At 61.0% G+C, this 12,438-nt stretch carries 10 protein-coding genes; 6 read left to right on the top strand and 4 right to left on the bottom strand.

The window, feature by feature from the left end:
• Positions 1-5 precede the first annotated feature (5 nt).
• The gene (locus tag ACOH1Z_RS06490; RefSeq protein WP_449647624.1) at positions 6-914 is read right to left on the bottom strand and encodes a LysR family transcriptional regulator; all 909 of its coding nucleotides are present in this window, start codon (positions 912-914) and stop codon (positions 6-8) included.
• Between the two features lie 83 nt (positions 915-997).
• Between ACOH1Z_RS06490 and ACOH1Z_RS06485 the strand changes: the two genes are divergently transcribed.
• Both ACOH1Z_RS06485 and ACOH1Z_RS06480 read left to right on the top strand, forming a co-directional pair.
• A complete protein-coding gene (locus ACOH1Z_RS06485; RefSeq protein WP_449647623.1) occupies positions 998-1,900 on the top strand; it encodes an EamA family transporter in 903 nt (300 codons plus the stop codon).
• A 31-nt stretch (positions 1,901-1,931) separates the two neighbouring features.
• Positions 1,932-3,263, top strand: a complete 1,332-nt coding sequence (locus ACOH1Z_RS06480; protein WP_449647622.1) for an aminotransferase class V-fold PLP-dependent enzyme — start codon at positions 1,932-1,934, stop codon at positions 3,261-3,263.
• A 2-nt stretch (positions 3,264-3,265) separates the two neighbouring features.
• Here the strand turns inward: ACOH1Z_RS06480 and ACOH1Z_RS06475 are convergent, their stop codons facing one another.
• The 3 genes from ACOH1Z_RS06475 to ACOH1Z_RS06465 form a co-directional block, all read right to left on the bottom strand.
• Positions 3,266-4,408: an enolase C-terminal domain-like protein gene (locus tag ACOH1Z_RS06475; protein WP_449647621.1), complete on the bottom strand. Its 1,143-nt coding sequence runs from the start codon at positions 4,406-4,408 to the stop codon at positions 3,266-3,268.
• Positions 4,405-5,454 (bottom strand): Gfo/Idh/MocA family protein, encoded by a 1,050-nt coding sequence (locus tag ACOH1Z_RS06470; RefSeq protein ID WP_449647620.1) that lies wholly within the window; start codon positions 5,452-5,454, stop codon positions 4,405-4,407. Before ACOH1Z_RS06470 ends, ACOH1Z_RS06475 begins: the two co-directional genes overlap by 4 nt.
• Before the next feature lie 65 nt (positions 5,455-5,519).
• Complete coding sequence (locus ACOH1Z_RS06465) at positions 5,520-7,982, bottom strand: glucosidase family protein (RefSeq protein WP_449647619.1); 2,463 nt, start codon at positions 7,980-7,982, stop codon at positions 5,520-5,522.
• A 98-nt stretch (positions 7,983-8,080) separates the two neighbouring features.
• Here ACOH1Z_RS06465 and ACOH1Z_RS06460 point away from each other — a divergent pair, with 98 nt between their 5' ends.
• From ACOH1Z_RS06460 to ACOH1Z_RS06445, 4 genes are all read left to right on the top strand, one after another.
• On the top strand, positions 8,081-8,974 hold the full coding sequence (locus ACOH1Z_RS06460; protein WP_009773313.1) for a carbohydrate ABC transporter permease: 894 nt from the start codon (positions 8,081-8,083) through the stop codon (positions 8,972-8,974).
• Positions 8,975-8,976: 2 nt separating this feature from the next.
• A complete protein-coding gene (locus tag ACOH1Z_RS06455; RefSeq protein ID WP_449647618.1) occupies positions 8,977-9,795 on the top strand; it encodes a carbohydrate ABC transporter permease in 819 nt (272 codons plus the stop codon).
• 90 nt (positions 9,796-9,885) lie between these two features.
• On the top strand, positions 9,886-11,190 hold the full coding sequence (locus tag ACOH1Z_RS06450; RefSeq protein WP_449647617.1) for an ABC transporter substrate-binding protein: 1,305 nt from the start codon (positions 9,886-9,888) through the stop codon (positions 11,188-11,190).
• Positions 11,191-11,263: 73 nt separating this feature from the next.
• A complete protein-coding gene (locus tag ACOH1Z_RS06445) occupies positions 11,264-12,430 on the top strand; it encodes a mandelate racemase/muconate lactonizing enzyme family protein (protein ID WP_009773310.1) in 1,167 nt (388 codons plus the stop codon).
• The last annotated feature ends 8 nt before the right edge of the window (positions 12,431-12,438 follow it).

Genomic DNA, 12,438 nt, shown 5'->3' with positions numbered 1-12,438 from the left:
GTTTGTTAGACGTTTTCCGCGATTGCGGGCGCCCTCAGTAGTGTGTGGATCGCGCGCACGGCAGGTGCCTCTGTCATCGTCGCTCGCCAGATGAGCGAGATCGGTCGAGTGGGCACAGGTTCGCGCAGCGGGATCGCCACAACACCATCAGGAAGGCGTCCGCGCCCGAGTCGAGGCACGAGAGCAACAGCGACGCCTGCCGCAACGAGTTCCACTTGAGAAGCGAACTCTAAGCAGCGATAGTCGATGCGTGGCGGGTGGGGATCACCGCGATACATGTGGCAAAACCACTCGTAACAAATGGTGCCATCCGGCGTACACGCCCAGGTGTGATCCCGCACATCCCCCGGTGTCACGAACGCGTTGAGAGTGAGCGGATCATCTTTGTGAACTAGAACGTCAGCGACGTCGCGAAACAATTCTTCGCTGCAGAGGCTCGGGGGAAGCGTCATCCCTACGCCTTCCCAATGGTGCACAAGCGCAAGGTCGAGGGTGCCAGCGGCAACGGCAGCGATCGCATCCCACGGTTCGAGTTCGGTTACAGTAACGCGAAGCTCCGGGTAGTCGGCGTTGACCTGCGCGAGGAGCGCCGGCAACATCCCACGTACCGCGGTAGAGAAGGCCCCAAGCTTGAGGGTTCCCGCAGGGCGCGCACCTGCGTCATGCAACCGCGAACGGAGCTCTTCGACACGTTCGCGGAGTGTCCCGCCTTCATCCACAACGCGGCGCCCCGCAGCGGTGAGTACGACCCCGCGACCCTCACGATCGAGCAATCGTGCGCCAAGGTCGCGCTCAAGGCGCTTGATTTGTTGTGACACCGCAGAGGGAGTAAAGCCAAGACCGGCGGCAGCCGCGTGCACCGTCCCCGTGCGGGAGACGGCAATCAGAGCGTCGACGGCAGCGAGATCGATCATTACGCCATTATGTAACAAACCCACTGGGTAACATGCAAAATCGTGCGCTGGTGTTACATGGTTGAGAGAAGCAGACTCGAACCATGCCCCTTCGTTCCGCGCTTGCTGCTGTTCTTGTCGCCATTATCTGGGGGCTGAACTTTGTGGTCATTGACCTCGGGCTTGAAGACATGCCGCCTGCACTCTTCGTCGCTATCCGTTTCGCCGCCGTCATTGTGCCCGCCATCTTCTTCGTGCCGCGACCAACAGCACGCTTTCGCGACGTTGTGCTCGTCGGACTCTTCATGAGCCTTGGCCAGTTTGGCCTTCTCTACACGGCGCTCGCGATCGGTATGCCTGCGGGCTTAGCCTCGCTCGTTCTACAAGCACAGGTCGTTCTCACCGTGGTATTTGCGGCGCTCGCACTGCACGAAATCCCCACTCGCAGCCAACTCGTCGGGGTGAGCCTCGGAGCATTCGGCCTCGTCGTCGTCGGTAGCGGGCGCGGGGTAGACACGCCAGCGCTGGCCTTTATGGTGACGATTGCCGCAGCCGCCTCTTGGGCAATCGGCAATGTCATTGCCCGTCGAATCGGGCGAGATGGCGCAACGCCGTCACGGCTGGCAGGACTGTCACTCACTGTCTGGTCGGCGCTTGTGGTTCCCGTGCCCATGGTGCTGCTCGCCCTTGCACTCAACGGTGCGAATGCTGTGGGCTTCGCCCTCACTCACCTCACAGTTCCGCAACTGCTGTCGACGGCGTATACGGCTTGGCTTGCGAGCCTCGTGGGTTACGGAATCTGGAATACCTTGCTCGCGCGTCATTCCGCATCTGCCGTAGTGCCGTTCACAATGCTCGTGCCAATCGTCGGGATGGTCACCGCGTGGATAGTTTTGGGCGAGGTCCCCACTCTTGCCGAGGCAGGCGGCGGCGTGATGCTGCTTCTCGGCGTCGCAATCACCACAGGATTGCTCCGTCGTCGCCGCGCCCGAACGCAAAGAGTGTGAATCGCTGGTGCCGTGGGGTTGAATGGGCACTATGGCACCTAAGAAGCCCGAAACTTCGGTTGACGTCGAAACCATCGCTGACGTCGAAACCACCGCTGACGTCGAAACCCCTATTGACGCTGAGCCCGTTGGATCCGCTGAGCCCGCGCAGCCGGAAGAGCTGAGCCGCCCCGAGCCACTAGAGGCGCGAGACGGGTCGCCGGCTGCCGCGCTCTGGAGCCTCAACACGCGCTGGCGCCACATCAACCACGGCTCTTTCGGTGCGGTGCCCGTTTTTGCTCAGCTGCGCCGCATGGCCTACCTGCAAGAGGCCGAAGGCGCCCCCCAACGCTGGTTCATGGCCGCCCCTGCGCGCGTTGCGCAGGCCCGAGCGGACCTAGCCGACTTCATTGGTGTGGATGCCGAGCACTTCGGTTTCGTGCCCAACGCCAGTGCCGGAATGACAGCATCCATTCGCGCTCTCGGGTTGAGTGCTGGCGACGAGATTCTCGTCACCGACCACACCTACGGTGCCGTCGCATTTTCGGCGAAGCGCGAAGCGCGCGAGCGCGGCGCAAAAGTGCGCACCGTGCCCATCGAACTGGATGCGTCAGCGGATGAGGTGCTCGCCAAGCTCGGCAAAGCCCTCGCCAAGAAACCAGCTGGTCTCGTCATTGACGCCTCAAGTTCCTCAACGGCACGCGAGTTTCCGGTGGCGCCCCTCGCAGAACTCGCCGCCAAGCACGGAGTTCCGCTGCTCGTGGATGCCGCCCACGCCCCCGGCGTGAAGAACCGCCCAGCAGAGGGTGTCGCGGCATCCGCGTGGGTGGGAAATTTGCACAAGTTTGCGTGCGGTTTTCGAGGAACCGCAGTGCTCGTTGCTGAGAAGGGGTTCGCTAAGAACCTGTATCCCGTGATCGATTCCTGGGGAATGGACGAGCCATTCCCTTCGCGCTTCGACCACCAAGGAACCCTCGACTACACGCCCTACCTCGCTACGGTAGATGCGATTACAGGTCTCGAAGATCGAATCGGTTGGGATGCCATCCGGGCCTACATTGAGTCGCTGCTCGACTACTCCACTGAGGTCGTGGCTGACGCGCTCGATGCGGCATCAGGCCAAGAGTCACGCGTAGCGGTCGGCACGCCCGCCCCCGGAATGCGACTGCTGCGCCTGCCAGGAACGCTAGGAGCAACCGGCCCGCAGGCGAACGACGTGCGTCAACGCATCACCGACGAACTCGGGTTCGAAACCCAGATCACCAACTGGCGCGACACCGGCTACCTGCGTCTCGCCGCGCACGCCTACAACTCAGCAGACGACTACGAACGATTCGCCGAAGATGTTGTGCCGACACTCGTGAGCTGGAGTCGCCAGGCCTAAGGTCATAACCCGGATGCCGCGCTCGCGGCGCGAACACGATCCCCATCGACAGCAATACCCAAACCGGGTTCGGTGAGGGAGGAGAGCCGCCCAACGCTCGAATGAAGTTCTGGCGCACCAACAAAGTCATACAGTTCGTTACGGGTCGGAGCAAGCTCGAACTCGGAGCACGCCTCACTCGCTAATGACAATGCGAGCGATGAGGCGTAGACCAAAGGTCCAGCAAAAGCATGAGCATTCGCCTTGACCCCGGCAGCGCCACACAGCGCGGCCGCAGCTCGAAAACCACTCACGCCATCGATGCGCCCCGGATCCATGCCGACGACATCCACCGTTCCTGTGCTCACTATCTCCTGCACCCCGGTGACATTCCACTCGCGCTCGCCGTAGGCAATGAGCACGCCGCGGGCATTGTCGTGAAGCTGACGGTACCCCTCAGGGTTTCGAGCCCCGAGCGGTTCCTCAAGCCACGCGAGACCAAGCGGGGCGAGGGTATCGATGCGTGCCTGAGCTTGCTCGACATTCCAGCCAACGCGGGGACCCACATCGATCATGACGGGGGTGTCATCGCCCAGCGCACCGCGAAGCGCAGTCATGAAGGCAATATCGCGTTCCAGTTCCACGCCCAAACGTGAGGCTCCCGTTTTGCCAAACGCAATTTTGATTCCGGATGCTCCGCGATGCGCCACCCACTCAGCCATCTCAGCAGTCATCTCGCCCAGATCTTCCACAGAGGCATGGCAGGTGATGATCGTGTCGAGGCTCGCATCGGAGACCGCCCCGAGAAGCACCGCCAGATTGGTTCCCTCACGACGGCCGACCAGATCCCACAGCGCCATATCAATCGCCGACACCGCAAAGCTCGCAATCCCCGCACCGCCGTGCCACCACGCATGAGCCGTCATCGTTGCGCTCGCCGACTCCGGGTTCGCCGGGGTGCCCGCGAGTGCGTCAGCAAAACCCCGAACCAGAACGGCAGTCGCGCTTGCAGCCTCGCGCACGATCGTGGCGGCCTCGCCCCAGCCGACAGTGCCAGCGGCATCCTCGACTCGCACAAGGCAGCTGTAGCGGGTGCTGTCGTGGTCGTTGGTTTCGCGGTACGGCAGGGGGTAGGCGTCGATGCGCGCAATTGTGGGGATGCTCATCGGGCGACGCTCCCGCCCTGGGCGGCACTTCGGTACACAAGTTCGAGCGCCTCTGCAGTGAGGGCGCCAAGCGTTCCGGGGGCGGGGTTGTCTCCGCGCCCGAGGGCTATCTCGATGAGCGCGTTGGCTGGACCTTCTGCCTGATACGCACCATCGCCCGGCGAAAGATCGAGGCGATGTTCTCCGCTGTCTGGCCGATAAATCCAGGCCTCTTCGCGCAGAACATCAACCATGGCCTGCCCCTCGCTGCCGACCGCGCGCACCTGCAAATCGTGCTTATCTTTCCACGCCCCCGCGTGAGCCGAAGCCCCCGAGAGCACTCCAATCGCCCCACTCTCAAAGTTCAGCACTGCCGCATCGTGCAGCTCGACCGGGGTCGTCGCGGCACCAAACATCTGGGCGGATGCCGCAACAATGCGGTCGGGAAACAAGGCGAGGGTCAGCCCGAGGGCATGACTCAATTGTGCTTGACCGTAGCCCCCACCCGAAACAAGCGGGTCAGTCCACGTCGCGGTCTGGGGCACAGAATCCGGGGCCGAATCGGGATAAGAGCCTGTGCCGCTCAGTAGTTCGCGAGTGCTCGACGACATGTGCACGGTGACATGCTCCAAGGTTCCGATGCCCACCCGGGCGATCATCTCCTTTGCGTTGCGGATCATCGCCATGAAGTTCCAACCAAACGCGATCAGCAGCTCGCGGTCGTGTTCACGGGCAATCTCCACCAGATCCCACGCCTCCGCCGACGCAATCGTCATCGGCTTCTCGCACAAAACATGCGCGCCAGACCGCAGCGCGGCAGCGGCATGCTCATGATGCAGCGATGACGGCGACGCGACAATAACGGCATCCACCCCCGGCGTGAGAACGTCGCGATAGTCGGCCGAGGCAAACTCGAAACCGAAAGTGTCTCGGATGCGTTCGGCGGCATCCAGATTCGACCGGCACACGCCAACCAGCTCAACATCGTCACGAGACTTCAGGGCGGGCAGGTGGGCAGCAAGGGCCCACGAGCCTGCACCAATTACTGAGACGCGGATCTTCTTCATTGAACTCCTCCGGATGCCTGACCGGTTGACGGGTTAGTAGGTGAGCAGGTTAGCGGGTGGGCCCGCTAGTTGGTGGCGCGATAGCGACTGAGTGCCGAAGCGAGAACGCTGAAGCCTTCAACAAGCTGGCCTTCATAACCGCTTGGCGTGCCGTCTTTCATTCGCCAGTCGTTACCGGAGCCAAGCCCGCCGAACGAGGTGTCATCAGCAATTGTTGTCGCGAGGTTTTCCAACACTTGGGCCGACTTCTCGGTGAGCCCGACACGATCGAGCGCATCGACAATGACGCGTGCTCCGTGGTGCGAATACCCACCCTGCTGGTAGCTGCCCATCGGCAGGCCGAACACAACCCCACCGATGTCGTATTCCGGAATGCGCCAGATGTTGAGAGGGATGCCGTTGCGAAAGTCATCGAGCCCGATTGATTCCCAGGCGGCGACGAGGGACTCCATCACGCCACGAGCCTTATCGACGGGCAACAGCTCTGTCATGCAGGCCATGCCGTTGAGTTGTGAGAATCCGTAGTCGTGCAGGGTGCCATCTTTCGAACGCCAGCCGGCAATAATTCCGGTTTCAGGGTTGTAGAAGGTGTCGAAGTACACACTCTGAAGTTTGCTGCGGCTTTCTGCGATTCGTGCCGCAAGCTCGTTCTCTCCCTGTGCTTCGAGCACCGGGATCCAGAGGGTCCACGTTTCGAAGACGACAGCGTTGGCCCACGCATCTTTCCAACCAAACGACAGCACGTCTGCCCAGCAAGTGCTCCACTGGTGGTCGCCACTATTGCCGATGCGCAGGGTTGACTCGACTAGGCCGTCACCGTCAACATCGCGGGCGAGCATCCCTTCAAGTTCACGGATGAGCACGGTGCGGTTGCGAGCAAACCAATCACCGGACTTTTCCCACGCCGCAAAGCGGGCGGCAGCACCGAGGGTGTTGCCGCTCATGTGCACGTACTCGTCGTCGAGGCGGTGGTCGCCGTGCGAGGTGGTGCCACTTCCGTAACTGGGTGCGCCGTCGAGCCAGCGCTGCAGGGAACGACCAACCCATTCCATTGCGGGCAGGGAGGTGGTCTCGACGAGCTGCTCGGCGATGACGGAGACATCGGCCAGGGATGTCGTGCAGTGCATCGAGGCACCATTGTTTGAGTAGGTGGCGGTGTCGCCGCGGAACGGTAACGCCGTGAGGGTGTGACGTTCGAGCATCCGGCGAATCGCATCAGGAGTGTCTTCGGCCAGCGTTGCGAGCGCAGGCGTCTCTACGATCAACTCAATGTCTGCCGTGTGCTTACCGGCCGGGAGAATGTAGTCGCCAAAGTCGGTGGCGATCTCGCCCACCTTGAGTTCAAGCGTGTTGGTGTCGAGGGGGCGCACCGAGTCGCTTCTCCACTGGGCACCGTCGCTCGCCGAAATATTGAGGGTGCCGTGGCGCGGAAAATGCCACGCGACAGCGCCGGTGAGGAGCCCGGTTTCGCCACGGTAGGCGAGCGGGCCGAGCGCGCACGATGGAGTCACGCGATTGTTCGTAGCGACGTGCCAAGCAGAGCTGGTCCAGGCGCGGCGTTCGGTGTCGCTGGTGCGTTCGACGTGCATCCGGATGCGGTCTGCTTCGACGGTGAACTCAAGAACGTAACGCTGAGATGCGGCGTCACTCACGAACTCATAGCGCACTGTTGACCCGTTCACCGTGGTGGTGCCGACGTAGTCAGTGTGCAGAAAACCGAGCGGCATGAGGCCGCCGATTGCCGTGAATCGCGGCCCCTGAGCAAGGTATTCGGCGTTTTGGTCGCGCAGCACTGGATAGACGCCGGAGGGGTAAACGCCGCTGCGCACGATGTCCATCGAGCGGGGCATCTGCAGCAGGTTGACGTGGGTCTTTCCGTCGCCATCAGCATCGAGAGCGAGGTACGACCAGGCGGGGGAGGTGAGGCGAAAGCCGACCTGCAGGTGGTCTGTCGTGAATCGCACTTCGGTCTGAGTTGTTCGCGCGCTGACGCCGGCCGATTGGCCGGTGAGGTCGATTGCAGCAACGGTGAGGCTGCCTTCGTTGTCAGGTTCCCACTGGTTGTTGGTTTCACCCTCGAGAATCATGCCGGTGGACGCAAGGTTCCAGCCCGGCCACCATTCATCGGTCGCTGCGCGCCGCACTTGAGCTACGAGGGAACTGGCTTCGAGCCCGCCGAGGTCAAGGCTGGCTCCATTCGCGAGAACCTCTTCGGCGGTGGACCGCAAGTGGCCTACTTCACGCCACTCGTTTTCGCCGTCGGCAGTGAAGACCACTACGTCGAGGGCAGCATCGATTTCTTGACCGCTCGCACACTTGTGATAGCCGGGAGCTTGGGCCACCGAGAGACGGTTAAAAGTCGCTGGTTTGTTCGTAAAAATCGCCCGCTGGTGAATGATTCGCTCAGCCGGGGCGCCTACTTCGTGCTCTGTCGGGACGCTCCACAGTGAGCGCGTATGGAGCCGCATCGGGGCAGCTTGTTCCATCTCCCACGACGGTGTGGCGAGAGGATGCGAGAAGAGGTTCATCAAAACCGGTAACCTTTCCAGAAACGTTGACAGGACGAATGTAACCAACTTACGCTCTCAACGAAAGCCCAATTGCGAACTCCCGAGGAAATCCACGAATGGCAGCAAAGACGCGCACCCGATCGAAAGTGACCAGCCCCGGTCAAGCTTTCGTCCTGCCCCAACTGCTGCTCATCTTGGCGTTCATCTTCTGGCCCCTTTGCGCTGTCCTCTATTACTCCACGACTCAATACGACGGCCTCTCCGAGCCCATCAACGTCGGGCTCGACAACTTCATCTTCTTGGCAACCTGGCCAGATTTCTACCGCATCCTCCTCAACAACCTCCTCCTCGTTGGCGGCGTCGTGGTTTGGGTGCTTGTGCCCTTCGTGATGGCCATCGCGGTCTTTCCTATGAAGGCTGCTTCAACCATTCGCGCGATCCTTTACATTCCCGCGATGCTCCCACCCATCATCGTCGGTGGTGTCTTTCGCATCGTTCTCGCCGACGAAGGCCCGGTCAACTCCGGCCTTCGCGCGGCGGGACTGGGATTTCTTGCTCCCGGCTGGTTCACCGACCCCAACTTTGTGCTCATCACCGTTGTGGTCGTGATCGGCTGGGCAACACTCGGAAGTGGAGTTCTGTTTTACTCCACCGGGCTCGCCGCAATCTCCCCAAGCTTCATTGAAGCCGCTCAACTCGACGGCGTGAACCGCTGGCAGATGATCTGGCACATCTACCGCCCGGCGCTTCGGCCCATCACGCGTTTCTGGATCCTGCTGCTCACGATCTCCACGGTCACCGGATTCTTCCCCTGGATCTATGGGCTCACCCAGGGCGGCCCCGGTGTGGCATCAACCACTCTCGACTATGCGATCTATGCCACGCTCAATCAGGGATCAACGCTGGGGCGCGGAGCCGCGATCGCCGTTGTCAGCCTCGTGTTTATCGCGCTTATTGTGCTCATCCAGGCGGGAATGCGACGCATCCGCAAGACGGAGGAGTGGAACTAGTCATGAAGAAAAACAACTGGTTCGAGACCGTTATTGTCGCCGTCGCTCTCGTCGTCGTACTTGGCCCGATCCTGTGGGTGGTGCGGGTAGCACTCAAGCCCACCGCGGAATACGTGGGTGAACCGGCCAACTTCGGCGGCACCTGGACCTTCGAGAACCTGACTACCGTGTGGGTCACCGGCGGGATGGCTCAAGCAATCCTGCACTCCACGATCACCGTCGGGGTCGGGGCAACACTCGCGGTCGCCCTCGCTACCTGCACCGGATTCGCCCTAGCGCGCTATCAATTCATGGGCCGCCGGCTCACCATTGCATTGACGACCGGGGCAATGTTCCTGCCTGCTGCAGCCCTCGTCATCCCCATGTTCGAACTCCTCCAAGTGTGGGGAATGCTCGACTCGCTCGTCTGGCTTGGAGTCGTTTACGGGGTCATGTTCTCGGCATGGGCAACCGTCTTCATGCGCTCGTTCTTCTCACAATTGCCGTCTGAAGTTTTCGAAGCGGGAGATGTGGATGGCGCTGGCCCGATCCGGCAATTCGTCTCCATTGCACTGCCCATGGCTCGTCCCGCTCTAGCAACCGCATTCATCCTCACGTGCTTCTTGCAGTGGAGTGAGCTGCTACTTGCTCTGCTGTTGCTTCCCTCAGGGGACACGCCAACTGTCGCTGTTGCGATCGCGCAGTTTTCGTCACAGTTCCGCACCGGGGGACCGCTCACGGCGGCCGCCATGCTCGTGGGCACTGCCCCGGTGTTATTGCTCTTTGTCGTAGGACAGAGATGGCTGCAAGCAGGGGCCATATCGGGGGCGGTCAAGGACTGAATCTCAGACCGCCCCCTACCCCATGGGTTGATCGCAAGACCATCCCCGCACGACCCCAAGGTGGGCAAGGAAGCACATCACAATCACACTATGGAGGTAAGACCAGTGTCACAGATATTTACGAAACGACGTGGGCTCTCGATTGCTGCGGCAATCGGTGTCGGCGCACTGCTCGCAGGCTGCGCCGGTGGCGACAGCACAGGGTCGGCCGACGGCCCCATCACCCTTCTCACCAGCGGAGACGCTGACACAACTCAGGGCCAAGGCAAGGCAATGAACGACATCATTGCGCTGTTCACAGAACAAAACGGAATCGAGGCAGAACAGGATCGAGTTCCCTTCGATCAGTTCTTGGCATCCGCAACAACAAAGGCTCGAGCAGGAAAACTGGGCGACGTTGTCGAAATGCTGCCCGGTGCCAACTTTGAGTCACTGTTCAGCTCGGTAGCCGACCTCAGCAAAGACCAATTCGCCGACGCTGATCTTCTCAGTGGATGGTCCGCCACCGTCAAGGATGTCGCCGACGACTCCGTATTCGCGGGCGTTCCGGTTGGCGCCCAGGGCGTCGTTTGGTACTACAACAAGGCGCTCTTTGAGCAGGTTGGGCTCGACCCCGAAACGCCACCGGCAACGTGGGACGACATGCTCGCAACGTGTGACGCCTTCAAGGCCGAAGGTATCTCCCCGATCGGAATGTCGGGAAGCGACTCGTTCATCCTCTGGTGGGCCTGGTCGTCACTCTCCCCGCAGTTCTTCTCCACCGACGACGTGAACGCTGTTCGCTCGGGAGACATCGCCCTCAACGACGACCGCTTCCTGGAATCGTTGCAGCCACTGCTCGACTCCTACAACGCTGACTGCTGGAACGACGACTACGCCGGCAAGAAGTTCACGGATGTCGAAGCAGACTTTGCTGCAGGCAAGGTCGCGATGGTCCCAGGGCTTGTTTCTAACGCAATCAACTGGAAGGTGTGGGACGACAAACTCGGTACCGACGCCTATGGAGTCTTCAACGCACCCAAGGTTGCCGGAACAACCCTTCAGGGTCAGTTCTTCAACCCGGTCTTGATGTACGGAGTTAGCGCAAAGTCGGCGAATCCCGAGGCTGCTCTGAAGCTCATCGAGACCATGGCATCCGCTGAGGGTCAAACCATTCTGCTGAAGGAAGCAAGCCAGTTTCCGAACCGCACCGACGTTGATGTTGTTGGCGTGACCGGGAGCACTGGCGCAGGCCAGATTCTCGACATCGTTGATGCCGTCGGCGGCGTCGATGTTGCTCAGAACCAGTTCAACGGTGCTGCGCAGTCTGCTTCTTGGACGAACCTCACCCAGACGATGATCTCGGGTGACCTGGCTGCCTTCCTCGACAACCTCGAAAAGCAGCAACGCGGCTAACTGCGATTGACGACGAGACCGAGCCATCACACTCACCACACGCGTGGTGGGCGAATAACGGAGTTCACAGAATATGCATGATCAACGAGTTCACGCTGAACGCGATCCGCTGGATCCACAAGCGCACGGCCTGACGATAACCCGCATCGAGACGATCCCCATGGTCGCACCGCTTGCCCGAGAGTTTCGCGGTAGCCACTACCACATGACTCATCGCGCAACCATTGTGACCAGGGTCCATACCGATGCGGGGATCATTGGAGAGGCCTATACCGGGGATGAACACGAGACGATGTTCGACATCGATCGCATCATTCACGAAGAACTTGCGCCAACGCTGATTGGCCAAGATGCAATGGCCATTGAACGCTTGTGGGATTCCGGGTACAAAGTGACCTTCGATATTCTCCGTGACCGCCGGCTCGGTCTCGTCGCCCTCGCCGCAGTAAACACCGCCATCTGGGATGCCGTAGGTAAAGCCCTAAAAATGCCCCTCTGGAAACTGTGGGGTGGGTATCGCAATGAGCTACCGATGATCGCCATCGGTGGTTACTACGGCGAACCCCTCGGAAGCATTGCCGACGAAATGCACAACTATCAGGAGCTCGGCCTCGCCGGCGTGAAATTCAAAGTTGGTGGGCTCAGCGCGGCAGAAGACGCGGCACGCATCACCGCAGCCCGCGAGGCCGCTGGCGATGACTTCATCATCTGCATCGACGCCAATCAGGGATACAAACCTGCCGTCGCTGTCGACCTGAGTCGTCGGATTGCTGACCTCAACATCCGCTGGTTCGAAGAGCCCGTGGAGTGGCACAACGATAAACGGTCGATGCGCGACGTGCGCTATCAGGGCTCAGTCCCAGTCTGTGCTGGCCAAACCGAATTCAGTGCAAGCGGATGCCGCGACCTCATGGAGACCGGAGCAATCGACGTGTGCAACTTTGACTCGTCGTGGTCAGGCGGACCGACCGCATGGTTGCGAACCGCCGCGATCGCCACCTCCTACGACGTGCAAATGGGGCACCATGAAGAACCGCAGGTGTCTACGCACTTGCTGGCGAGCCAGCCTCACGGCACAATCGCCGAGTGTTTCCACCCCGATCGCGACCCGTTCTGGTGGAACATGATCACTAACAGGCCAAAACTCAACAACGGCACCCTGACCCTGAGCGATCGCCCGGGGCTGGGCTGGGATCTGAACTGGGACTACATCGACCAGTATCGGGTCTCGAAAGACTAGGTGGACAA

It is taken from the genome of Rhodoglobus sp., assembly GCF_053580035.1.
This window is presented reverse-complemented; position numbering and strand designations above follow the sequence as displayed.